Origin of the sequence: Gilliamella sp. CG22, assembly GCF_046635725.1 — a bacterium.
GTDB classification, from domain to species: domain Bacteria; phylum Pseudomonadota; class Gammaproteobacteria; order Enterobacterales; family Orbaceae; genus Gilliamella; species Gilliamella apicola_I.
This window is the reverse complement of the sequence record NZ_JBIDFK010000001.1, coordinates 1-26,601: the sequence shown is the minus strand read 5'-3', so window position 1 is coordinate 26,601 and position 26,601 is coordinate 1. Positions and strand designations below refer to the sequence as shown.

Sequence of the window (26,601 nt, the reverse complement as noted above, 5' to 3'; positions counted from 1 at the left end):
AAATGATAATCGATAATGACTTTTATTACTTTAAATGCATTGATCACTTATCGTTGATCGTCAATTTGAATGCCTAAAGGCGGTTCAAAATGAAACTTACTGAGTTCTACTTTTCCAAGTTTTTGGTGCGATAGATCATAAAAACTGCGTTGTCCATCTTCCTCAATAATCGTAAAATTGGAAATCATTCCGCTTGGTAACACTGAAATGATAAAATTCTGACTTGAACTGTCTGTTGGCTTTAAAGTGAATGAATCTTGTTTACGTGTAACTTGATAGTGGTTCCAAATAGGATTATGACTATCGGTAATTAAAAGCATTAAACGATTATCAACGGCTTTTTTTAAATCCATCACCGTGACTTGTTCGACTGTTGGCGTATAGACCCACATATTACTTCCATCCGAAATAATAGTTGTTTCCTCTGGCTCTGTCATTTTCCAATTGAAATAGTAAGGTCTTGTTACCCAAAGATCCCCCTTTCCTTCCTGAACTTGCTGATTATCTGCTGTTTTTACATCTTGTGAAAAGCGTGCATAAAATCCGTCAACTTTGTCTAAACGCTGTTGTAAGACCTCTTTATCACCTGCCCAAGCGGATACGCTAACTAATAATCCCATTAATACTAAAAATTGTTTCATAACGAATCCTTACTTTTTTTATCTATAACAAAGCGTTAAATAGTGTTCGTAAATCTGATTAGGTCAAAATATTACCGTTTTTCGTTAAGTTCGAAAAGTTATTTTCTTTTCTTTTTCACTTATCAATTAACAAGTATATAATATAATGAATTTTTCAAACTTGGATACCACCTGTTATGCCTAGCATGTCATTTGATTTTACGACTGATGAATTTCAGCCTTTAGCGGCAAAAATGCGTCCACGTAATTTATCAGAATACATTGGACAAACTCAGCTACTAGGAGCAGGAAAACCATTACCAAAAGCAATTGAAGCCGGAAACCTCCATTCAATGATCTTATGGGGGCCTCCGGGAACTGGGAAAACCACATTAGCTGAAATTATAGCGCATCATGCTCATGCTAAAGTTGAAAGAGTTTCGGCAGTCACATCCGGAATCAAAGATATTCGTGAAGCCATTGAGCGAGCAAAAATCAATCAGCAAGCGGGTATCCGTACGATCTTATTTGTTGATGAAGTTCATCGTTTTAATAAAAGCCAACAAGATGCATTTTTGCCTTATGTTGAAAATGGTACAGTTACTTTTATTGGGGCGACAACTGAAAATCCGTCATTCGAACTCAATTCAGCGCTGTTATCACGAGCTAGGGTTTATTTACTCAAATCATTAACCAATGCCGATATCGAAAATATTTTACAACAAGCCATTGATGATCCGGTTCGAGGTTATGGCAATAAACATGTCGTGTTACCACCAGAAACAAAAAAACAGATTGCTGAATTTGTCGGGGGGGATGCCAGACGTGCACTGAATACACTTGAATTATTAGTGGATATGTCCGGTGGCAATGAACTAACACCAGCGTTACTCAAAGAAGTCATGGGTGAGCGTAGTGCCAGATTCGATAATCAAGGTGACCGATATTATGATTTGATTTCTGCCGTCCATAAATCAATTCGTGGTTCTGCGCCTGACGCTGCATTATACTGGTATGCAAGAATCATTACTGCTGGTGGTGATCCCCTCTATGTTGCTCGTCGATTACTGGCAATTGCCTCTGAAGATGTCGGGAACGCCGATCCAAGAGCAATGCAAGTTGCATTGGCGGCGTGGGATTGTTTTACGCGTGTTGGCCCCGCCGAGGGAGAACGCGCCATTGCGCAAGCTATAGTTTATTTGGCTTGTGCACCGAAAAGTAACGCCGTCTATCTTGCTTTCAAACAAGCTATGAGTGACGCGCAGTCTAAGCCAGACTATGATGTACCTGAACATTTACGTAATGCACCAACCAGTCTAATGAAAAATTTGGGCTATGGAGCACAATACCGTTATGCACATGATGAACCTAATGCTTTTGCAGCAGGTGAAAATTATTTTCCGCCTGAAATGGCTGATAGTAAATATTATCAACCAACTGATCGTGGTGCAGAAAAAAATTATGCCGATAAACTTGCATGGTTAGAAGCCCAAAATATAGCAAGCGCAATTCAACGTTATAAAAACCAAAAATGATTCATAAGTAAAACCTTTCTAAACCATTTTATTTTATTACAGAAAAAAACGTTTACTAACCGATAGTTAACAAAATAAAAAAATGTTAACTGACTAATAAATACACTATATATAGTAATAAAATGATTAATAGGCACTATATATTGTATATTTTGACAAATATCAATTATGATAAGCTCCACAAAAAACGGGATAAAACTGGATGGAAAATGAATAAATCAATATTTGTGACCAAGCGAGATGGTAAGAAAGAACCTATCAATCTTGATAAAATTCACAAGGTAATTACATGGGCAGCAGAAGGATTAGAAAATGTTTCGGTATCTCAAGTTGAATTACGTTCACATATTCAATTTTATGATGGGATCCGAACATCTGATATTCATGAAACAATTATTCGAGCTGCCGCCGATCTTATATCGCAAGATTCACCAGATTATCAATATTTGGCTGCACGTTTAGCCATTTTTCATTTACGTAAAAAAGCGTATAACCAATTTACTCCTCCACCACTTTATGAACATGTAAAAAAACTAGTGGCAAGTGACCGTTATGACAAACACTTACTTGAAGATTATACGCAAGAAGAGTTTGAACAAATGGATAAAATTATCGATCATTGGCGTGATATGTCTTTTTCATATGCGGCAGTAAAACAGCTTGAAGGAAAATACTTAGTTCAAAATCGGGTAACAGGCGAGATTTATGAAAGCGCACAGTTTTTATACATTTTAGTCGCAGCTTGTCTTTTTGCTAATTACCCTAAAGATACGCGTCTTAGCTACATCAAACGCTTTTATGATGCAGTCTCAACTTTTAAAATTTCATTACCAACGCCAATTATGGCCGGTGTTCGCACCCCAACACGCCAATTTAGTTCATGTGTACTTATCGAATGTGATGACAGCTTAGATTCTATTAATGCGACGGCAAGCGCAATTGTCAAATATGTGTCACAACGTGCAGGCATTGGGGTTAATGCGGGCAAAATTCGAGCGCTTGGTAGTTCAATTCGTGGTGGTGAAGCTTTCCACACCGGTTGTATCCCATTCTATAAATATTTTCAAACAGCGGTAAAATCCTGTTCACAAGGCGGTGTTCGTGGTGGTGCTGCAACGGTATTTTACCCGCTTTGGCATTTAGAAGTCGAAAGTCTATTGGTTTTACGTAACAATCGAGGTGTTGAAGAAAACCGTGTTCGACATTTGGATTATGGTGTTCAGATTAATAAATTAATGTATCAACGCTTAATCCAAAACGAAAACATTACCCTTTTTAGCCCGTCAGATGTTCCGGGTCTATACGAGGCGTTTTTTGCCGATCAAGCAAAATTCGATGCGTTGTATCATCAATATGAACAAGATGTAAACATTCGAAAACGTGTAGTGAAAGCGGTAGAACTCTTTGCCCTGTTAATGCAAGAACGTGCATCAACTGGACGTATTTATATTCAAAATGTTGACCACTGTAATACTCACAGTCCATTCAATGCTCAGCTTGCGCCTGTACATCAATCTAATTTATGTATGGAAATTGCGTTACCAACTAAACCGCTGAACAATGTCAACGATGAAAAGGGTGAAATAGCACTATGTACACTGTCCGCCTTTAATTTAGGTGAAATTCAATCGTTAGATGATTTTGAAGAGCTTGCCGATTTAACGGTTCGTGCCCTTGATTCACTGCTTGATTATCAGGATTACCCTGTTCCTGCTGCTCGCAATTCATCTATTAATCGCCGTACATTAGGCATTGGTGTCATTAACTATGCCTATTATTTAGCAAAACATGGGGTAAAATATTCAGACGGCAGCGCTAATAATTTAACCCACCGCACGTTTGAAGCGATGCAATATTATCTTTTAAAAGCATCAAATAACCTAGCGAAAGAAAAAGGTGCATGTAACTTATTTAACGAAACGACCTATTCACAAGGGATATTACCGATAGATACCTATAAAAAGGATCTTGATACCATTACAAAAGAGCCATTACATTATGATTGGGAAGCACTGCGTGAATCAATTAAAACTCATGGTCTACGTAATTCAACCTTATCGGCGTTAATGCCTTCTGAAACGTCTTCGCAAATATCTAATGCGACTAATGGTATTGAGCCACCTCGAGGATATGTCAGCGTTAAAGCATCGAAAGATGGCATCTTAAAGCAGGTAGTACCTGACTATAAAGATTTAAAAAACTTCTATGAACTACTTTGGCAAATTCCTAATAACACGGGTTATTTACAATTAGTTGGTATTATGCAGAAATTTATCGATCAATCAATTTCGGCTAACACCAATTATGATCCGACAAAATTCCCGAATGACAAAGTACCGATGAAACAGCTACTTGCTGATTTATTAACCGCATATAAATTTGGTGTCAAAACACTCTACTACCATAACACACGTGATGGGGCGGAAGATATTCAAGGGGATATTGCACTAACTGAAAGTGATGACGGTTGTGAAGGCGGGGCTTGTAAAATTTAATTGCCCTTTTAGACAAAAACAAAGCATCACTTTAAAAACATTCAATGGGGGATTTTGATCCCCCAATATTGCCCCTTTTCCGCTGTCGACAGGTAGTGGTAAAAGTAACTAAATTCAGTTAGGAGTACGATTATGAATATGAATTACAGTACCTTTTCGCATGTACATAACGATCAGCTTAAAGAACCCATGTTTCTTGGTCAACCGGTTAATGTGGCGCGTTATGACCAACAAAAATATGAAATGTTCGAAAAATTAATCGAAAAACAACTTTCGTTTTTTTGGCGTCCGGAAGAAGTCGATATATCTCAAGACCGCATTGACTATGCGGCACTACCCGAGCATGAAAAACATATTTTCATTAGTAATTTAAAGTACCAAACATTATTGGATTCGATTCAAGGTCGTAGTCCAAACGTTGCTTTACTCCCTTTAATTTCAATTCCTGAACTTGAAACTTGGGTAGAAACGTGGTCGTTTTCAGAAACAATTCACTCTCGTTCTTACACACACATCATACGTAACATTGTCAATGATCCCTCGGTGGTATTTGATGACATTGTGACAAATAAAGAGATCCAAAAACGTGCGGGTGACATTGCGGGTTATTATGATGATCTAATTAGCTATGCGAGTTATTACAACTTATTAGGTGAAGGTAAACACACAGTTAACAATAAAACCATTACCATAAGTTTACGTGAATTGAAAAAGAAACTGTACCTTTGCTTAATGAGTGTTAATGCCCTTGAGGCCATTCGTTTTTATGTCAGCTTTGCTTGTTCTTTTGCTTTCGCTGAACGAGAACTAATGGAAGGAAATGCAAAAATCATCAAACTCATTGCCCGTGATGAAGCCCTTCACTTAACGGGAACTCAATTTATGATTAATACGCTTCGTAGTGGTGAAGATGATCCTGAAATGGCTGAAATCGCAAAAGAGTGTGAACAAGACTGCTATGACCTGTTTTTACAAGCAGCGAATCAAGAAAAAGAGTGGGCAGCATACTTATTTGAAGGCGGTTCAATGATTGGCTTAAATAAAGATATTTTATGTCAATATGTTGAATACATCACCAATATTCGTATGCAAGCGGTCGGATTGAAATTGCCTTACGAGGTAAAATCTAACCCGATTCCATGGATCAATAATTGGTTAGTATCCGACAATGTTCAAGTTGCGCCACAAGAAGCCGAAATGAGCTCTTATCTAGTCGGTCAAATTGATTCTGAAATCAATGAAGATGATTTGAGTGATTTTACTTTATAATTTACGCTGTCATTAAAACTTCCTATCCTGACTTGCACAGGTTTAGTACTAAAGCCTGTGCATGTTTTGTCTTTAGCGGTTAACCAAATCTAAGTAATTACAATCCAATTTCTTTTTTTAATTTATATTACATTTCTTAATGTTTGATTAATAATCTTTTTAATTGTATTATTTAACCGATATTAGTTAAATAAATCAAAAGGAAGTAAGAAGTAAAATGAATAAATTCATGGTAAGTTTAATTGCTATTACGTTACTATCAGGTTGTAAAGTTGAATTAGCACCGACAGTAAACCTTAGCGACGTGCAAAGTGAAACAGCAAAAACCGTACAGTCAAAAATATTGATTGAAGTTTCATCATGTACTGACTTTAAAGATTCACGACAAGAATCATCCACGTTAATAAAAGCAAAAAATGAAATTCAAAAAATTTTTGCGGATGCAAAATATATTGAATGTTATCGAGAAAAAATGGATTCTAAAGCAGTATTTGAAATACCGATTATGGTAGGAGGAAAAACGGGTAATGGTGATATCCAAATACGCAATAACGAGTCAGGTGGTATGGTTGTTGAAATGTCAAAAAAATTAGAACAAAAGATCAGTAATCACCAAAATTCGACATTTCGCAAAATCAATACATCAATCAGTATTAACGTCAATAATGATTTGAATCAAGCACAACAAATTATTGGTTATGCTATCTATCTTGATAACAATGCGATTCCTGTATCTAAGTATGATTTAAAACCAGGTCAGCATACGATAAAATTATCTGATGTTTCGGTATCTGCAATATTAACTAAGGGTTCCGCTTTAGTTTATGAAAATGCTAATGATTCAATCGATACAAAAAATTAGCTATAACTAAAATAAAAGCCTATCAACGCTTTTATTTAGTTTATGATATTTAAAATGTAAGGTAAAAACTATCGAATTGCTATTTAGCTTGACGAAATTATGTTGTTTTTTTGGGGTATAAATCATAATAGATAACAGTAAATGTTTTCGTGTTAATTACTATCAATATTTGAAGCATAATTAAATAAAACTGTGTTATATTGTAGTTGCACTAACGTTTGAAACAGTACTATTCATCGATCTTGAAAAAACTTACTTCATTTTTACTTACATTAATTATAGGTTTTAATATGAAAAAACTTTTATTGAGTAGTCTTGTCGGTTTAGTTTTGGTTGGTTGTGGTGAAAAAAAAGTAACTGAAGAAATGCTTATTGGTGAGTGGGATTGCACATTTTCAGGGCAAGAGGCAAAATGGGAAAATGGTAAATTTTCTGACTATGCACCACTCAAACAAGATAAAGGGATGATTAAGTATTTTATGAAGGACAATACCTTATTTTTCAATTTTGGTACAGATACATCTTATCCATATAATTTAAAAGCTTATTATAATGATTCAATGGATATAAAATCCAATAATGGTGTTACATCAAAAACGCAAAAGACCATGAACTATTTATCACCGGACAAATTCAAAACAACGGAATTAACTGAAATTCTTATCGATAATGCTCCAAACGCAAATCGAAAAATGAATGTAGAAATAAATTGTGACCGTGTAAAAAATTAAAACAAAAGTTCAAGCAACAAACTAAACTGTTGCTTGACAGTCTGTGAAAATCAGGTGACGATATGATTATTGAATGGTCTTAATTTTATTCCCATGACGCAAGTGCATTTAATTTATCCTATTTCACCACTTGATTTTAGTGATGCTGAGATAAATATTAACTTTCTCAAACAACACCTTGACCAATTTCAACAATGGTCGATGAAGCAATTTAAACAAAATGCAGATATTGATGAATTAGTGCATCTACGCAGTCAATTTATCGATAAATTACTTGCACGATTATGGTGCTATTTTCAAATTCCCGATCAAACTTCATCAGCTTTAAAAAATAATCGTATTGCATTAATCGCTGTCGGGGGGTATGGGCGAGCAGAGCTGCACCCTTTGTCAGATATTGATATTTTGATATTAAGTGATTACCCGCTTAATCATGATATCGAAAAACAAATCGGCGAGTTAGTACGGCTGCTTTGGGATCTTCATTTGGATATAGGTCATAGTGTCAGAACGCTAAAAACGTGTTTGCAAGAAGCTAAAAACGATATTACTATCATGACCAATCTAATTGAATCAAGATGGGTTGCGGGTAATAATCCATTATTACAAACCCTTCGACAACATATTTTTAGTGATAAAATTTGGCCTTCTCCTGCTTTTTATCGTGCTAAAATTGCCGAACAACAAGCCCGACATCAGCAATATCACAGTACAACTTATAATCTTGAACCTGATTTAAAAAATAGTCCGGGCGGTCTACGGGATATGCAAATTATTCAATGGATTGCGATTCGTCACTTTGGCGATGAATTTTTGCAAAAAATTGCTGATTTTCATTACCTCACTCCCGAAGAGGTAGACGAATTTAGAACTTGTCGTAAATTTTTATGGCGTATTCGTTTTGCCCTCCACAGTGTCATTACTCGCTATGACAACCGATTGCTTTTTGATCGTCAATTAAGTATCGCTAAGCTTTTAGGCTATCAAGGTCAAGGAAATGCACCTGTTGAACAAATGATGCATGATTACTACCGAATTGCGCACAACGTTACTGAACTCAATCAAATGTTACTGCAATTATTTGATGAGTCTATTCTTGAAGTTAATCCAAGCAATAAACCCTATGCTATCGATGAGCACTTTCAAATCCGAGAAAAATTAATTGATGTAAAAGATGATAGTATCTTTAAAAAAGATCCGACAATGATACTGCAACTGTTTTACACCATTTTGCTCAATCCTCAAATCATCGGTCTCTATTCTAATACCATTCGTCAGTTACGCTCTGCAAGGCGAAAACTCACCACATTATTATGTGAACACCCTAAAGCCAGAACACTATTTATGTTAATCATTAAGCATCCGGATGCCATTGCAAAAGCAATTTTACCCATGCATCGTTATGGTATTTTAGCGGTCTATATACCTGGTTGGAAACATATCGCTGGTATGATGCAATTTGATCTATTTCATACCTATACAGTTGATGAACATACGGTACGATTATTAATAGAGCTTGATAGTTTAAAATCAGAACAAGGGAAACAAAAGCATCCTAATAGCTCAAACGTTTTTGCTAAATTATCCAAACCTGAACTGTTAATTATTACGGGTTTATTTCATGATATCGGTAAAGGTCGACATGGTGATCATTCTGAAATTGGTGCTAAATTAGTTGAAAAATTTTGTCAATTACATGAGCTTGAAACAAAAGATACTGATCTGATTATTTGGTTAGTACGCTATCATTTATTGATGTCAGTCACGGCACAAAATCGAGACTTACAAGATCCTGCTGTGATTCAAGAATTTGTTCAACAAGTTAAAAGTCGGCGTCGCCTTCAATATTTACTCTGCTTAACCGTTGCTGATGTGTGTGCGACAAACGAAACACTTTGGAACAGTTGGAAACAAAGCTTAATACGTCAACTGTATTTTAATGCCGAACACTTATTTGATATTGGAATACACCAAATACCGGAACAGCGGAGTATTGCTCGTCAACACAAGCAAGAAGCACTATCCATCTTAATCGCTCAAAATTATGATGAGCAACACATCAAAAACCTTTGGCTAAACTATCGGGTTGATTACTTTTTGCGCTACACTACCGAACAGATTGTGTGGCATGCTCAAAATTTGTTAAACCACGACTTAACGCAAACACTAGTTATGATCAATCCGACGCCGTATCATGGTGGTACAGAAATCGTTATTTACTCACCAGACCGACCTTATTTGTTTGCTACCGTCTGCAACAACTTAAGTATGCACAATTTAAATATACTTGAAGCGCTTATCATCACCAATAAACAAGGATTTGCGCTTGATACCTTTATTGTACTGGAACCTAACGGCAATACCGTTCAATCTGATCGCTATGAAGGTATAATAAATGCACTTGAAAAAACATTACAACAACCGACTTATAAAGGTGTTACGGTAAAACCGCCTAAACAACGATTACGCTATTTTTCAGTGCCGACACAAATTAACTTTTTATCATCCTTTAACGAAAGTCAAACCTATATGAAATTGATTGCTTTAGACAGACCAGGACTTTTAGCTTGTGTTGGAGAAGTTTTTGCTAACTTAGAGATATCTTTAAGGAGTGCCAAAATTGCCACTATCGGCGAACATATCGAGGATCTGTTTATTTTGACCGACAAACATAACCATGCCCTTGATGATGATACTTGTCATAAACTAAAACAATCCATCATTGTTGCGCTCGATGCAATGAATTAATCACATAAATTAAAGATAATAACTATGCAATTTTTTACTATTTTGTTTCCTATTTTTTGTATTTTCGTGGTGGGATTTATTGCGCAGAAAAAATTACATTTTGATGTGGCAAACCTGTCCAAAATGTCACTGTATGTGCTTTCACCCTTTTTGGCATTTAAAACATTTTATACACATACCTTAACAACAGAATACTTATTCTATATTTGCTATATTTTTGGTCTCTGTTTTGCTCTAGTCATCATTATTTCGATTTGGTCTATTTTGATGAAATATTCCAGCAAAGAACGCTGTGCAATGATTTTAAGCGCTTGCTTTATGAACAATGGTAATTATGGCACACCCGTATTGCTTGTCTTTTTTGGCACAATAGGATTTGATCTGGGCGTAATTATGATGGTGCTACAACAATTTGTCATGAGTACTGTTGGTATCTATTATGCGGCAAAAGGTAGCGCACGAGATGATATCGTTACGCAAAAAGATGTCATTAACAAAGTTATTCGAATGCCTGTGGCGTATGGGGCGTTTTTAGGTATCCTTTTTCAACTTTGTAACATTCCCTTATCTAAATCGATTATGACGTCCATTGGGATGATTGGTGACGCATCCATCGTGGTGATTATGATTATATTAGGTATGCAATTAGCGAAAATAAAAATCACCCAACTGGATTATCCTAAATTATCTTTTGCACTCCTCACTCGGATGATTCTATCGCCAATTGTTGCTTGTGCCATGGTCTACTTCATGCCTATTGCACCGGTATATAAGCAAGTGCTAATAGTACTAGCGGCGATGCCAAGTGCAGCAAACACGACATTAATGTCGGTACAATTTGACACACACCCTGAACTTGTATCAAGTGCCACTTTTTTCAGTACTTTAATCAGTTTAATTACCCTACCGATTGTTCTATCTTTGGTTGGAGCACCTATCCCATATTGATTCATGATCTCTCGAGCTGAGAGATCTTATCTTTCACCATCAAAAACCATTTTTTTGATAAACGTTATCTGGATTCGGCCCTACGCGTTGATTTTGGTTAAGTCCATTAATCGCTTGTATTTCATCTGAAGTGAGTTCGAAATCAAAAATATTAGCATTCTGCATAATTCGATCCGGATGTGCTGATTTAGGGATCACAATGTAACCATTTTGAATATGCCAGCGTAATGTCACTTGTGATGCTGATTTCTGATATTTATTACCAATTTTAATAAGAAGCGGATCATTAATGACTTTGTTACGAGCCAACGGTGACCAAGCTTCAATAGCAATCTTTTGTTGTCGTAAATATTCCACTAATTCGATTTGAGTTAAATAAGGATGAATCTCGATTTGATTAAGCATGGGTTTAATATTTGCTTTGGTTGAGAGTAATTCTAAATGTGAGATTTGAAAATTACAAACGCCGATTGCCCGCACACGCTTTTCTTCATACAGTTTTTCGAATGCCTTCCATGTATCAAAAAAAGTGTCACTTAATGGCCAGTGAACTAAAAAAAGATCGAGGTAATCAAGCTGTAAATCTTTTAGCGACTGATCAAAACCCGCTAATGTTTTATCATAACCTTGATTGCTATTATTGATTTTAGTGGTAATAAACAATTTATCACGTGTGACATGGCAATCTTTAAGAATTTGCCCGAGTTGCTTTTCGTTCTGGTAAAGCTGAGCGGTATCAAACGCTCGATACCCCGCATTAATAGCCGCATTTACTGCACATGATAATTCATCAAAATCAGTTAATTGATAAGTGCCAAAACCGAGTTGCTGCATTGCTACATGATGACTAAGCATTACTTTACTGTTGATCGAAATCGTCATGATAACCCCTTATATTTTATTCAGATTATTGATCAATTATATCGATCATATCGATATTATCAATTAATTTAGAGTATTATCTCTTCTTCATCACCATCCCACTCTTTTTCGAATTGATTCACAAACTCAACCAATATAGCGTGACGTTTTAATGCGATTTTTTTTGCAATTTGTGTATTCATCCTATCTTTGAGTAAAAAGAGTTTTTCATAAAAATGGTTTATTACTGTATTAGGTTGTTTATAGTTTTCTTCATTTAATGATGTTCTGGGTAATATAGTGGGATCATACATAATATTGTGCTTGTTACCCCCATAGTAAAACGTCCGAGCGATACCAATAGCACCAATGGCATCTAATCGATCTGCATCTTGTACAATTTGCCCTTCTAACGACAATTCTTTTTTTTGAGTAAGATTTTTTCGATATGACATATTTTCAATAATGTCAAAAATATGTTTAATTTCGCTTTGACTGATCGTTTGTTGAATTAAAAAATCGTGTAACTCACTCATGGCGTGATTCACATCTGATACCACTTTTTCATCGATAACATCATGAAGATAGGCACTTAAAATCACGATAAAGTAATTGGCTGTTGGCTCATGTTTTAAAATTTGTTTTGCCAATTTAACTACTCTTTCAATATGCGCCATATCATGACCAGAAAAATCGTCAGCAAGTTTTTGTTTAACAAAAGTTTGAACATTATTGATAATTTTTTGTTGATCGACCATTTTCTTTGATTCCTGACTCATTCGATTTATCACTTCCTTAATGTGGGACACTATTTTGAGATATGATTAACATTTAGGTCAAATTATGCTTGATGCCATTGATAAGCGAATAAACTAAGATGACCTAAAATTTTAGTTAACAAAAAAGAGGCGATTTTTTTCTACTTTTTTGATTTGATAGAATGATATAAATCAAACTATCTTTTTAATTTAACTTTTCGCTCGGATAATAACACACCACAGAGCGTAAATAATGTGCCAAACGCAGCAAGCCAAGTAAACGGCTCATTCAATATAATTACCGCACCAATAATCGTTAACACAGGAACCAGATAGAGATAAATGCTAATCTTTACAGCCCCCACTAATTTCACCGCATAATTCCAAGATACAAAACAAATTGCAGATGCCCCTACGCCTAAAAACAGGATATTAAATAGATTGGTTGTATTGCTAAATCGAGCTAAATTTAGTTTAAAATCGAATAAATAAAGTGCTGGAAGCATGAGCAATAAACCATAAAAAAAGAATCGTCGGGTTAATAAAATCGTGTTATACCCTCGATGACTACTTTTTTTAGTTAAAATCGAATAACATGCCCAAAATAAACAGGCTAACATAGCGAGCAGATCACCAAGCGGATTCATGGCAAGCACATATTTGCCATTAAAGCAGATTAATCCAACGCCAATCGAGGCAAATAAACAACCAACGTAAAAACGCTTAGGTGGTGTTTCAGCCTTGAGAAAAAACATAGCTAATAGCGCAGTAAATATGGGGGCTAATGTTGTGATAATTCCTACATTTGAAGCAGTAGTATAGGTTAATGCAATATTTTCACATAAAAAATAACAGGTAATGCCACATAATCCAGCACATAAAAACATGAACTCTTGTTTTACTCCTTGCCAAACTAACAAACGAGGGCATAGAATCCAGAGCGTTACATAACCCAGTAAAAAACGAAAAAATAAAATCTCTATCGGTTTAAACTCAATTAATAATGTTTTGGTGGAAATAAACGTCGTTCCCCAAAAAAACACAGTCATTAATGCAATTAAATGCCCCTGTGTTCTTTTTGTTAATAACATAAAGACCTCAATCTTACAGCAATGTAGCCCTTTCTGAGTAAATTTTTACTCACTTTTCAAAGGCATTGATAAATATATTAGGAATAATACAAAAATTATGTCTAGTGCTTACTTGATTTTGTTAAAAATAATGCTATTTAAGAATATGCACTTATACTAACGCTATGCTCTTTTGTGTGCAAAAAATTTCAAGTCATTATAATGATAGGTAAATATGAAGTAGAAAGATGACAGATAAAAAAAATCCACCCGAAATTCGAGTGGAGGGCAAAAAATGAAAAAACGTAATCTGTTAATATAGACAAGCAAAAACCCAAAAAGTTCAATTTAATTTCAGATATTTTTGAAATTTTATTAAAATAACTTTTAATTATTTGATTTATTTTTATTTGTTTAATTAAATTTTTTTCAAAAAAAGTAAAATTTTTTACTTTTTCAACATCCACTAAGTAATCATGTCAGCTTTGTAACCCATCCCCTCTAACGCTAGTTATAAAGTCACATTTACAAATGAAACTATTTAACGCTTTTAATAAGAGCAAAACTATCATAAAACAAACATTTGATTGCCTAACCCAAACTAAGCTAACTTGTATTCATGCTTGATTTCACCTATAATGTCCCGATATTGTATTACGTTACTTATCACAATTGGGGCTGATTCTGGATTCGACGGGATTTGCGAAACCCAAGGTGCATGCCGAGGTGCGGTAGGCCTCGTAAATAAACCGCAAAAAAATAGTCGCAAACGACGAAAACTACGCACTAGCAGCTTAATAACCTGCATAGAGCCTTCTCTCCCTAGCCTCCGCTCGTAGGACGGGGATCAAGAGGAGTCAAACCCAAACGAGATCGTGTGGAAGCCTTGCTTGGGGCGGAAGCATTAAACTTAATCAAGCTAGTCTATCGGTAGCGTGTTTGTCCGCAGCAGGTAGGCGAAATATAAAGACAAACTACGCATGTAGTACCAAGGATGTAGAAATTTCGGACGCGGGTTCAACTCCCGCCAGCTCCACCACATACTGTTCCATAGCAGTTTATTAAAGCAATTAATTGATTGAAAAATTAATAATTAAAGGTTTGCTGTTTGTAACCCATCCAGATTAACGCAAGTGAATCCGCCCCAAATTGGTACATTTTTAGGACACAATTCTATATTACAAAATTTCGTGTAACAATTTCTTTGTGATCTATATAAGGAGTATTGATAGGAAGAGTAACTAAATCCCCTAAGCAATACCGAGATCCACAAGAAACATATCATTGATAAAGAAATCACCTTGCATGATGGGGATGGCTTATTTTAAACAATTACTATCATAACAAATACAGTTGACAGTATTTTTCAATCATAAAGTTAGGACTTTTTATTTCAGATGATTTAATTATGACAATCCGTTATGTCTATTATTAATTTTTTATCAATGATCAACTCTCCTATATTTGATTGAATTTTTCTATTTACCAAATTTTGTTATAATTACTGCTAGAGCTCTCCTTTTAAAGCGACCAACATTGGTAAAAATAATGAAATTTAATGAAGATACTCGTGTAAAGATTCCTGTTATTCTGCATTTAGTCCGTTTGGGATATCAATATCTATCACTTAAAACTCAGCAATGGGATAAAAATACCAACATATTTCCAATTCAATTTCATGAAGCCATGTCTCGAATTAATCCAGATCTAAGTCATGACGATATTAATCGTCTGTTACAAGATATTAGTTTGAGCCTTGACAATGAAGATCTTGGTAAAGCTTTTTATAAAATGCTAATTAATCGTTCTGGTATCAAACTGATTGATTTTGAAAATTTTAATAATAATAGCTTTCATGTTGTGACAGAGTTGACCTATCAAAACGAAGATGAAGAGTTTCGGCCCGATATTACTTTATTGATTAATGGTTTACCACTTATTTTTATTGAAGTAAAAAAACCGAACAATCGCAAGGGAATGCAAGATGAGTATAATCGCATCAATAGACGTTTTCAGAATAAAAAATTTAGGCGTTTCGTTAATATTACACAGTTCATGATTTTTTCTAATAATATGGAATATGATGAAAATGCATTGCAGCCAATTGATGGCGCATTTTATGCTAGCCCATCTTATCATAAACTGAGCTTTAACTACTTCCGAGAAGAAGAGAATTTAAACTTTTCAACGTTACTTAAGCCACTAAAAGAAGAACAAGAGCTGACCATTTTAAAAGACAACAACTTGGAAGTTATTCGTGCCAGTTCGGAATTTGATATTAATAAAGACCCCAATCGACCAACTAATCGAATTTGTACGTCCCTATTAAGTCGGCAACGCTTAACTTTCATCTTACAATATGCTTTAGCTTATGTTTCTGAACGAGATGGTTTGCAAAAACATATCATGCGTTATCCGCAGATCTTTGCTACTAAAGCTATTGAAGAGCGACTTAATAGCAATATTAAAAAGGGTATTGTTTGGCACACTCAAGGTAGTGGAAAAACCGCATTAACCTATTATAATGTACAATTTTTAACCGATTATTTTCAAAAAAAGCAAATTATTCCTAAGTTCTATTTTATTGTAGATAGGATTGATTTGCTGGAACAAGCTCAATGCGAATTTACTAACCGAGGATTAGTCGTCCATGTTATTAATTCTCGAGAACAGTTTAGCCAAGAAATTAAAAATCAAAAAGCGATTCATAATCATAGTGGTCGTCCTGAAATTACGGTTGTTAATATTCAGAAATTTAAAGACGATCCTGATGTTATTTTAAATAACGATTATAACCTTTCAATTCAGCGTATTTATTTTCTAGATGAAGTCCATCGCAGCTACAAACCCACGGGTAGTTTTTTAGCTAATCTTACTGAGTCTGATCGAGATGCCATTCATATTGGTCTAACCGGAACACCACTGTTAGGCGACAATAACTCACGTCGTTTATTTGGTAATTATATTCATAAATACTATTACAATGCCTCTATTTCTGATGGCTATACATTACGTTTAATTCGTGAAGACATTGCAACACGTTATAAATGTTCACTACAAAAAGCGATTGATGAAATTGAAGTTAAGCAAGGTGAAATTAACCGTTCTTTAGTGTATGCCGATCCCCATTTTGTCGAGCCAATGCTTGATTACATTATTACTGACTTTGAAACCAGTCGTCATGCCTATAATGACGCATCAATTGGAGGTATGGTAATTTGTGATAGTGCCGAACAAGCAAAGCAAATGTTTACGATTTTTAATGAAAAATACGCTGGGCAGTCAAGACAAGCACCACTCAAGGCGGCCAATGAAAGTATTTATTCTGTTTTAAAAATCGCGGAACCGAATAGTCATTATGAGACTAAAAAATGGCAAAATTGTCGGGTGAATTCTGCTGCACTAATTTTACATGATGTTGGAACCAAAGAAGATCGTAAAATATTGGTAGAAGAATTTAAAGCAGGAAATATTGATTTTCTATTTGTTTACAATATGTTACTTACTGGTTTTGATGCTAAACGGCTTAAAAAGCTCTATCTTGGACGTATTATTCGCCAACATAACTTGCTACAGGCACTCACACGAGTTAACCGACCTTATAAAGATTTTCGTTATGGCTATGTTGTCGATTTTGCAGATATACGTAAAGAATTCGATGCAACAAATCGCGCTTATTTTAATGAGCTACAAGAAGAGTTGGGTGATGAGATTGAGCATTATTCACACTTATTTAAGTCGTCTGAAGAAATTGCAGCAGAAATCGAGCATATCAAAGATGTATTATTCCGTTTTGATTGTGAAAACGCAGAAATTTTTAGTGATCAAATCAATCAAATTGATGATAAAAAAACGTTAAATATTTTAAAAAGAGCGTTAGAGGATGCCAGAAGCCTTTATAATATTATTCGTTTACAACAAGATCATGTTTTTTTAACTCACCTTGATTTCGAAAAGCTCAATCATCTTTATCGAATGACGGGCGATAGGTTAACTACTTTAAATTATAAAGAAAGCATTGAACAAGGCCGTGATGATCTCAACTTAATCAATATCGCTCTGGAAGATATTATTTTTGAATTTATCAAAGTCGGGGAAGAAGAACTAATACTTGCCGATGAATTTAAAGAAACACTTCGTAAAACGCGTGAAGCATTAAGTAACAATTTTGACCAAGAAGATACCAAATTTATCACGCTCAAAGAAGAATTAGAAAGGCTGTTCAAAAAGAAAAATTTACGTGAAATCACACAAGAAGAGATGAAACAAAATATACCAGTATTAAATCATATTTATCAGCGTATTAAAGAACTCAACCGCCAAAATGAACTACTTCGGAAAAAGTATCAAGATGATCGAAAGTACACCCGATTACATAAACGCCTATTAGAAAATCATCAAACTCAAGCATCGGAACGCAATATTTATGAAGCACTATTAGGTGTTAAACAAAATACGGATGATCTAGTTTTGTGTAACTTACAAATATTGGATAACGAAAGTTATTTTAAACGAATGGTTATGCCAAATATTATTGAACATTTTGTGGAACGCCAAAATATCAATCTTAGCATTAACGCATCTGACTATCTCAATCAATTGATTGTAAATGAATATTTAAAAGAATTTAATTATGGAGCCTATTCGTGGTAATAGAAACTAAGTTACAAACTAATACCCTAAAACTTATTGATGATTTAAAAAGCGTTTGTGCTAACTATGGGTTAGGCAACGATGGCAATGAATTTAAAATCATTACTCAAGCATTTTTATACAAATTTTTAAATGATCAATTTATTGCTGAGGCTAAAAAGAAAGATAAAAATCTTGCTAAAGTCAAAGATGCTGAAGAGTTTTATAAGTGTATATCAGCAATGAGTGCAGATGAGTTCGCTCGATTAGAGCGAAAAATGGATGGGAATATTGCTAAATTGGAGCCGATTCATTTTATCCGTTTTTTGTTTCAGCGGCAAAATGAAGGTGACTTTGCTAAATTAGTTGATGATACCTTGCTTAATATAGCGACATTGAATAATGATATTTTTGCAATCAAAACGGAAGGGGAAGCCAAGGTCGTTCTTTTTGATCGTATCAGCCAATTTATTGCTGATCCCGCAAAGCGTGATGAATTTTGTCGAGCCATTATTAATAAACTGGTGAACTTTCAATTTAGTTTTGAAGGTAGTTTTGCAAAAGGCTATGATTTTTATGCCACAATCTTTGAATATCTAATCAAAGACTATAATAGCAATAGTGGTGGTAAATATGCCGAATATTATACACCTCACTCAGTGGCACATATTATGGCAGCAATATTAGTACCTAAGGAGCAACAAAATACCTTAACCAATATAAGTTGTTATGACCCAGCGGCAGGATCAGGTACATTATTAATGAATCTTGCTCATGCGATTGGTGAAGATCGCTGTACTATTTATACGCAGGATATTTCGCAAAAATCATCTAACCTTCTACGCCTTAACTTAATTTTGAATAGTTTGGTTCTTTCTATTTCTAATGTGATTCAAGGCAATACACTACTACATCCCTATCATAAAGAAGGCAATCGATTAAAACGATTTGACTATATCGTCTCTAATCCACCGTTTAAGCTCGATTTTAGTGATTTTAGAAAGCAATTGGATTGTGATGAAAATCAACAACGTTTTTTTGCTGGCATTCCAAAAATCAAACCAAAAGACAAAAGTAAGATGGAAATTTATCAGCTCTTTTTGCAGCATATTATTTTTTCACTGAAGCCAGAAGGCAAAGCGGCTGTCGTGGTACCCACTGGATTTATTACCGCTCAATCGGGTATTGATAAAGCAATCCGCCAATATTTAGTCGAGAAGAAAATGCTAGCGGGTGTGGTTTCAATGCCTAGTAATATTTTTGCGACAACGGGAACCAACGTTTCAATTTTATTTATTGATGGCGCTAATAAAAGTGATGTTGTTTTAGTTGATGCCTCCAATTTAGGTGAAAAGATTAAAGATGGAAAGAATCAAAAAACCATTTTAACGACAGCTGAAGAACAACAAATTATTGACACTTTTAACCAAAAACAAGTAAAAGATGATTTTTCGGTAGTAGTGAGCTATGAGGAGATTGCTAATAAGAACTACTCATTAAGTGCTGGACAATATTTTGATGTCAAAATTGAATATGTTGACATTACCCCAGAAGAGTTTGCAGCAAAAATGAAGGGATTTAGTGATAATTTGGAAAGCTTATTTAGTGAATCTCGCCGGTTAGAAGAAGAGATTAAAAAGCAATTGGCGAAGGTGAAGTATGATTAAAACACAAATTGGTCAACGAGTTGTATTTGAATATGGTTATGCAGTAAGAGTAAAAGATGAACCTAAAGGTAAATATCCTGTATACGGGTCAAATGGTATTACTGGTTACATAGACTCATATAAAGTAAAGGGGCCAGGTGTTATTGTTGGGCGAAAAGGTAGTGTTGGTAGCGTTGTTTATTCGGAAAATAATTTTACACCAATTGATACATCATATTTTTTAAAAATATTGGATTTGAATAAAGATGACTTAAGATTTTGGTCTTATTTCCTTCAAACAATAGATTTAAAAAAATTAAATACTCATAGTGCAGTTCCTGGTTTGTCCAGAGAATTAGTCTATCTTTTAGAGGTAAATATACCTAGCAAAGATGCCCAAGGTAAAATATCCTATTTATTGTCTAAAATTGATAAAAAAATCGAGCTCAACAATCAAATCAACGCTGAACTTGAATCAATGGCTAAAACACTATATGACTATTGGTTTGTGCAGTTTGATTTCCCCAATGAAAATGGTAAACCCTATAAATCATCAGGTGGAAAGATGGTCTATAATTCGGTGCTTAAGCGTGAAATTCCTTATGGATGGAATGATAGTCAAATAGGAAAAATTGAAAATAAGATTATTACTGGAAAAACACCACCTAAGGGAAATTCAGACTATTTTTCTGGAGATGTTCCCTTCATTACCATCGGTGACATTAGAGGAAATACATTTATTGTTAACACAGAAGAAACTCTCTCTCGAGAAGGTGCTGATTTTCAAAAAAGTAAATATTTACCAGAAGATACAATTTGTGTTACATGTATTGCAACTCCTGGCTTAGTTGGTCTCACAACTACTTTATCTCAAACTAATCAGCAAATTAATTCGATCATTTGTTCAAAAGAATACCATAAATATTTTCTTTATTTTGCATTAAAGAGTTACTTTAATGCGAACTCAAAAGTAAAAATAGGAAATACTTTTGCTAATATCAATAAAAGAGATTTTTCAGAAATTAAAATTATTTATCCTTCGGAAAGCTTGCTGATTAATTTTCACAAAAAAGTTTCATCAATTTTTGAAAAAATAAAATCCAATACTAAAGAAAGTAGAAAAATATCTGAACTCCGAGATTTTCTTCTTCCAATGCTGATGAATGGTCAAGTAACCATAAAAGAGTGATTAATCCTATTAGGCCGTTTTTATGACGGCTTGTTCATTATTTTTTACTAAGCTTATTTTATGTTCTTCAAGTTGAAATCAAAATAGTAATATGTTTAGTTATATTTTAATTTTTAAAAATTAAAAAAAATTTATTAATTATAGTGATATTCAATAAATTCAACTGACGCCAGCTTTTGTTCTATAGTATTCCATTAAATCCCATAATTAACTTAAAAATAAACAATTACTGTTTTTCATATCCATCCCCTATCCAAATTAATCCCCGATGAAGTCTAACTCAAATTAGCATACATAATAGTGATTATACTTTATTAACGTCCTAACATTGGAGAAAGAACTGGTTTTGGATTAGAAAATTATCCTCAAATATCATTCGCCGATTCTCGTAGTATTCTTCATGAATTTCGGTCTTTATTAGCAAAAGGCATAGAGCTACAAGTCTAAATAGCTTAGCAAGAAAAGCAATAAAGTCATTTTCACACTGATTATCGACATAAACGACACTGACACTTATAAAAGAAAAGATTGATTAAAAAACACTCATAATAATTTTTATGATTATAATAATTATTGATGAATTACTAATGATTGTCGATTATTTTGCCATAGTTAAATATTAAATAGAAATGGCGACCGATATCATATATATCCTTGGGGTAATATATTCAATGTTTGATAAGCTCAGTGTGACCATTATTTTGTCATTTATGCTAGTTGAAACTTTTCTTTCAATCTTTTTAAAAGAAGGCTTTCAATGTAAAAATAAAAAGAAATCATTAACTGTTCGAGTGAAATATTATATTCTAATATAATAAAATCCCTTGCATTGAATACATCATTTATTTTTTGTACTACCTTCTCGCCATTACAATCTAAATTAAAAAATGTCTTGTATAAATTATATAAATCTTTTGCGTTTACTGATTCAATTGCAAACACTCTATCTGTATTCTGAGAAACATATGGTAAATTATGAGTTAAAAATAAATCATGTTTATGAGAATTATGTAATCGATTTAGTAATTTTAGAAACAGTGTATGCTCTATATGTTGGTCTTGAAAGTTAATAGTTTCTTCTTTATCTTTATTTTTTTCCCTTATACTTTGAGATTTTAATAACTGTCCTATCGATTCGATCTTAGTGTTGTTATTTCTAATATAACAGTCATACTGAATAATATTATCTATAATTCTTTTCATATTAAAAGTAAGACTCATTAATTCATAATTTAGTGTTTCATCACTAAAAAAGTCGGAAGATAAACTTAGTTGTTGTATATTAGTGTTTATAAACTTAGGATATTTTTCAAAAAATAAATATGAAAATGCATTATAAAATGAATAAAACTTTATAAATTCATAATCTAAATTTCTACTCATTGATAACGTAAATTTATTCTTTATTGAAATATATTCTTCCGTTCCCTTTTTTATTAATTCTAAGGAATAATTTTTTCCATAACCTGTTTGATAACTGACCTCTAAATCGGGGTTAGTTAAGACGGTATCATCACGAGGAAGTGTTAGAATAACGGCTTGAGGAACATCAGTATTTTTAGTCATTATTAAATTCCTTTTATTATTACTTTGAACTAAATTATATTATTTCTACAAAAAATATAAAGATTCTATTTTAAGTGAACTTATTGTTCGCTTTAGTTAAAAGCAATTAAGCGCTAAAGCTATGTATTTTTTAATTAAATCTACAAATTTCTTTCACTTTTTCTAAAAACAACTTACTTACATTTGATAAAACTTGATCTTTTTTCCAGATAATATTCAAACTAGGCCCAAGGTTTGTTGCAAATGGTTTAAAACATATTAGACTTTCATCGCTGGTATTGACTAGTTCATCAAGAGTCAATGCATAACCAACACCTTAACGCACCAAAATTGGATAACTCTTTATCCTAATAAAGATTCTATACTACTTTCCAAAGATGGTAGTGTCGGCATTGCTTATAAAGTTGAAGAAGATATGAAAATTATTACTTCAGGGGCATTATTGCATTTAAATATAATAGATGATGAGTTCTTACCTGATTATTTAACTTTAGTTTTGAATTCACCAATTGTTCAATTGCAAGCTGAACGAGATGCGGGTGGATCTATTATTCAGCATTGGAAACCATCCGAAATTGAAGAGGTTATTATTCCTAAATTACCATTAGATAGTCAGAAAAAGATATCTGATCTAGTTCTACAATCGTTTAAACTCAAAAAACAATCCGAACAACTTTTAGAGGTTGCTAAAAAAGCGGTAGAAATAGCGATTGAACAAAATGAAGCAACAGCGATTGATTATATCAACTCATACAGTGAGTTAATGCAAGAAGATGGAAATTGGTGCTAAACTATTTTTGCAATGTAAAAAGCTCAGCAGACTTGAATTTATCTGCTGAGTTTAATATTAGCATTAATAAGAATTGAAGCGTGCAGCCAGTGATTAATTCTGGTCATCAATAAAAAATTATTCAAGATAGTTTTGGCTGGTTTAAACGTATTATTAGGTATTTTGTACTTCAAGCAAAATACTTACAACACCTGCTTCACCAAACTCATAATATATTCTAAATTTTTAGTATCAGACACAGTTAATTCATAATCACCCGTCGCCCAATGACCAACATTAGAAACGTCTTTTGTTAATTTTTTAGGATCGTCAAGATTGCCTTTTTTAGCATTAATCCAAATTTTTAATGATTTATTTTGTAAATGTATAGAGACAATATTATTTTTACCTTGTTTAAATGCAATATAAAGTTTTTTAGGTGAGATTTCTAGATCTGTCGATAACGCTAAAATAGCATTCTTAAAGCTTTCATAAAGCTCTAGAACGTCATCTGATTTATCATTCAAATGGTAGTCTTCATCATATACAACTAACTCTTTGGTTACTTTATCTAATGCCGAATCTTTCGTATGTTGCACTTGTTTAATACTTGGTGCTGATTTAGAACGTTTAATAGGGTTAATCGAAATTAAGTCATTATCAAACCGTTTAATTTCCCATAGTTCTATGGCTAAATCTTTGAAGTTAGTCGATTGTTTTTGATAATCAGTAAATGCAGGAGAAACAAAAATAATTTTACTTTGCGACCAATCAATTTGATGACGTTTTAAATTTGCTTGGCAAGATTCATTATACTCGACAATAAAATCAGCTTGATAATCCAGCATAAGATTTAAGTAGGTTACACCCTGATCGATAACACTAAAATTACGTTCACGTTTATATTCAATAATGACAAATGCATTTGCTTCGGTATCATAAGCCAAGGTATCAATGCGGTAATCTTTGATTTTGAATTCAGATTTTACAAAGGTTAAATTACCAATAATATCTAAATTATGTTCGAATAATGACTGGATCTCTTTTTCTAGTTTGAACGGCTTTTCTTTTAAGATAGTCAATTTTTGATTTTTATTTCCGAAAATTTGCATTATTACTTCCTAATCAATCACATCACTTTTCATAGAATAAACGATTTCGTGTTTTTTTGCATTATTTATAAAAAAATAAAGATATTATGAATATCAATCCAATGATCCCCCTAAATTGGACCACGAAAAAATGAAACTATATCTAATTTCATTAACCAGATAACTATGAAATAGTTCAACGTTCACCAGCTCATCAATGCATCATTTATTGATATTCAATCAACAAAAGAAAAGTGGTAATATCTTTATGATTTTATATTAATCAAGCGTTTTAGTTATATAATTGATATTACACAAATGTATAATTAAATATTGTACTCTCCTCTTCTCTCGGATACCAAAATCAAAACAGTCAAACCACTAGAGAAAGCATATGCCTAACAAGTTGGCATAAGATTATCTTCTGCTCATTAAACCTACTGGTACAAAGATCTGAAAGATTAACTGTTAATGGCTCGTTTCAGAAAAAACGAGCTTTTGTTAGTTTTCCCGAATTAAATTTAGCTCAATATCGTATAAAACGCATTACAAAAGAAGTTATTATCTAAAGGTAATAATCCTCAAACCTATAAAAATTTGAACAACGTCATTCATTAGAATGAACAATAGAATACTTTTGAGAAGGTCGCCATATCTGCATTAAAAGATGGAAGAAGAATTTGATCCTAATGCTATTGAAGCAGCATTAGCTGATATTGTAGTTAATAAAATAAGACGCAAATATCATCGATCAACTTATCTAAAACAAAATTATAAACAAATCTAACTTTTTGTAAAATTTAGTATTTATTTATAAACGATAACCAATTATAATGTCAAGATTATACAATTAAGGAGATAATGATGGTTAAAAATTCAGACTTAAAAAAAATTATAAACATGGTTGCTGAAGAGCAAAATTATAACGTTAAGGAGGTTAATACAAAAACCCAATTATACTTAGATGGTTGGCATACTGTTGCATTTGAAATTAGAGAAAATAGCACAGGATACTTACAGGCACATCCATGGGAATCTGTTGATGAAAATGGTGATGGTCGATATGGAAGGGCTGTGTATTCGCTACGCTCAGTTAGTGATGTTATTCAATTTTGTTCCATTTTAATTTCTAGTTCAAAAATTCGAGCTAAAAGAAAGGAATAAATTTACTAACTATTTCTTACATCGCATACTTATAAGGTTTAATTAGTAGATTGTTAGAGCAATTTGTATCACACTCTATTAACCAAAACAAATAGTCCATTGAATTACATTTTCTAATACTGGTTAAAAGGTGAATTTAGTTAATGTTTTCATTCCGTGCTTCTTGGTTTCATCAAATAATAAGCTAAGGGTTCATGATATAATTCACCGTCATCGCCTTTGATAAAGGTTATCGTAGCAGGGTAAGTTTTATTGGGTAGAAATACAGAACTTCTACCATATAATTTATTAATCTTATCTTGCCCATTTAATACCCAATCAGGCGTATCTAATACCTGATAATCAATTTTTACATACACATTTGTCTGATTTTTTCGATATAACCCACTTTCATACGTTTTTTCTGTTATATCTTTTACTTTCACTATTTTTTTAGGGCCATAGCAAAATGAACTATTGTAAAAAGGTTTCCTTCCGCTATTCCCTCTATTATCAATAAATTGATGCCAGTATTCACGCCCCAAATCGGTTAAGTCATAGCGATAAATGCCCGATTGACCTTCTACCGGTGTTTGGCTTAATAAGCCTAATTCAGCAAACAGTGGTAAGGTTCGTGTCAGGTCTTCTTTATTCCAAACCGTCCATTG

19 protein-coding genes and 1 other RNA gene are annotated in these 26,601 nt (G+C 33.5%); 13 read left to right on the top strand and 7 right to left on the bottom strand.

Annotated elements, in window-relative coordinates; translation table 11 throughout:
* Positions 1-47 precede the first annotated feature (47 nt).
* Entirely contained in the window at positions 48-641 is a 594-nt protein-coding gene (gene lolA / locus ACGH46_RS00100; protein WP_065558834.1) for an outer membrane lipoprotein chaperone LolA, read from the bottom strand.
* Between the two features lie 176 nt (positions 642-817).
* On the opposite strand from lolA, the gene ACGH46_RS00095 reads away from it, so the two are divergent.
* The 7 genes from ACGH46_RS00095 to ACGH46_RS00065 all read left to right on the top strand — a co-directional run bounded on the left by ACGH46_RS00095 (position 818) and on the right by ACGH46_RS00065 (position 11,208).
* Entirely contained in the window at positions 818-2,155 is a 1,338-nt protein-coding gene (locus tag ACGH46_RS00095; RefSeq protein WP_411603365.1) for a replication-associated recombination protein A, read from the top strand.
* A 209-nt stretch (positions 2,156-2,364) separates the two neighbouring features.
* Positions 2,365-4,650, top strand: a complete 2,286-nt coding sequence (gene nrdA, locus ACGH46_RS00090) for a class 1a ribonucleoside-diphosphate reductase subunit alpha (RefSeq protein ID WP_267380837.1) — start codon at positions 2,365-2,367, stop codon at positions 4,648-4,650.
* A gap of 138 nt (positions 4,651-4,788) precedes the next feature.
* Positions 4,789-5,919, top strand: coding sequence for a class Ia ribonucleoside-diphosphate reductase subunit beta (gene nrdB, locus ACGH46_RS00085; RefSeq protein ID WP_363317376.1), 1,131 nt, complete (start codon positions 4,789-4,791; stop codon positions 5,917-5,919).
* Positions 5,920-6,136: 217 nt separating this feature from the next.
* Entirely contained in the window at positions 6,137-6,781 is a 645-nt protein-coding gene (locus ACGH46_RS00080; RefSeq protein ID WP_267359350.1) for a hypothetical protein, read from the top strand.
* A gap of 290 nt (positions 6,782-7,071) precedes the next feature.
* On the top strand, positions 7,072-7,512 hold the full coding sequence (locus ACGH46_RS00075; protein WP_411590275.1) for a hypothetical protein: 441 nt from the start codon (positions 7,072-7,074) through the stop codon (positions 7,510-7,512).
* 69 nt (positions 7,513-7,581) lie between these two features.
* A complete protein-coding gene (glnD, locus tag ACGH46_RS00070) occupies positions 7,582-10,260 on the top strand; it encodes a bifunctional uridylyltransferase/uridylyl-removing protein GlnD (RefSeq protein WP_411603362.1) in 2,679 nt (892 codons plus the stop codon).
* Between the two features lie 24 nt (positions 10,261-10,284).
* Entirely contained in the window at positions 10,285-11,208 is a 924-nt protein-coding gene (locus ACGH46_RS00065) for an AEC family transporter (protein ID WP_267349837.1), read from the top strand.
* 39 nt (positions 11,209-11,247) lie between these two features.
* Here the strand turns inward: ACGH46_RS00065 and ACGH46_RS00060 are convergent, their stop codons facing one another.
* From ACGH46_RS00060 to ACGH46_RS00050, 3 genes are all read right to left on the bottom strand, one after another.
* On the bottom strand, positions 11,248-12,090 hold the full coding sequence (locus ACGH46_RS00060; protein WP_411603359.1) for an aldo/keto reductase: 843 nt from the start codon (positions 12,088-12,090) through the stop codon (positions 11,248-11,250).
* 68 nt (positions 12,091-12,158) lie between these two features.
* Complete coding sequence (locus tag ACGH46_RS00055; protein ID WP_267349841.1) at positions 12,159-12,848, bottom strand: HD domain-containing protein; 690 nt, start codon at positions 12,846-12,848, stop codon at positions 12,159-12,161.
* Positions 12,849-13,024: 176 nt separating this feature from the next.
* Positions 13,025-13,918, bottom strand: coding sequence for a DMT family transporter (locus ACGH46_RS00050; RefSeq protein WP_267349843.1), 894 nt, complete (start codon positions 13,916-13,918; stop codon positions 13,025-13,027).
* 653 nt (positions 13,919-14,571) lie between these two features.
* Between ACGH46_RS00050 and ssrA the strand changes: the two genes are divergently transcribed.
* The 4 genes from ssrA (at position 14,572) to ACGH46_RS00030 (ending at position 21,364) form a co-directional block, all read left to right on the top strand.
* Positions 14,572-14,936: a transfer-messenger RNA gene (gene ssrA / locus ACGH46_RS00045) on the top strand.
* 509 nt (positions 14,937-15,445) lie between these two features.
* Complete coding sequence (locus tag ACGH46_RS00040; protein ID WP_411603356.1) at positions 15,446-18,550, top strand: type I restriction endonuclease subunit R; 3,105 nt, start codon at positions 15,446-15,448, stop codon at positions 18,548-18,550.
* Entirely contained in the window at positions 18,544-20,196 is a 1,653-nt protein-coding gene (locus ACGH46_RS00035; protein ID WP_267359336.1) for a class I SAM-dependent DNA methyltransferase, read from the top strand. Before ACGH46_RS00040 ends, ACGH46_RS00035 begins: the two co-directional genes overlap by 7 nt.
* The gene (locus ACGH46_RS00030) at positions 20,189-21,364 is read left to right on the top strand and encodes a restriction endonuclease subunit S (RefSeq protein WP_411603352.1); all 1,176 of its coding nucleotides are present in this window, start codon (positions 20,189-20,191) and stop codon (positions 21,362-21,364) included. The genes ACGH46_RS00035 and ACGH46_RS00030 overlap by 8 nt, the downstream gene beginning before the upstream one ends.
* A 708-nt stretch (positions 21,365-22,072) precedes the next feature.
* On the opposite strand, the gene ACGH46_RS00025 is transcribed toward ACGH46_RS00030, so the two are convergent.
* Positions 22,073-22,930, bottom strand: coding sequence for a hypothetical protein (locus ACGH46_RS00025; protein WP_267359332.1), 858 nt, complete (start codon positions 22,928-22,930; stop codon positions 22,073-22,075).
* Positions 22,931-23,345: 415 nt separating this feature from the next.
* On the opposite strand from ACGH46_RS00025, the gene ACGH46_RS00020 reads away from it, so the two are divergent.
* Positions 23,346-23,720, top strand: a complete 375-nt coding sequence (locus tag ACGH46_RS00020; RefSeq protein ID WP_411603350.1) for a hypothetical protein — start codon at positions 23,346-23,348, stop codon at positions 23,718-23,720.
* Between the two features lie 182 nt (positions 23,721-23,902).
* On the opposite strand, the gene ACGH46_RS00015 is transcribed toward ACGH46_RS00020, so the two are convergent.
* Complete coding sequence (locus ACGH46_RS00015; protein ID WP_411603347.1) at positions 23,903-24,811, bottom strand: DUF5655 domain-containing protein; 909 nt, start codon at positions 24,809-24,811, stop codon at positions 23,903-23,905.
* 843 nt (positions 24,812-25,654) lie between these two features.
* Here ACGH46_RS00015 and ACGH46_RS00010 point away from each other — a divergent pair.
* Complete coding sequence (locus tag ACGH46_RS00010; protein ID WP_267349863.1) at positions 25,655-25,954, top strand: hypothetical protein; 300 nt, start codon at positions 25,655-25,657, stop codon at positions 25,952-25,954.
* Between the two features lie 149 nt (positions 25,955-26,103).
* Here the strand turns inward: ACGH46_RS00010 and ACGH46_RS00005 are convergent.
* On the bottom strand, positions 26,104-26,601 hold a 498-nt coding region (locus ACGH46_RS00005; RefSeq protein ID WP_411603345.1), incomplete at its 5' end, for a hypothetical protein.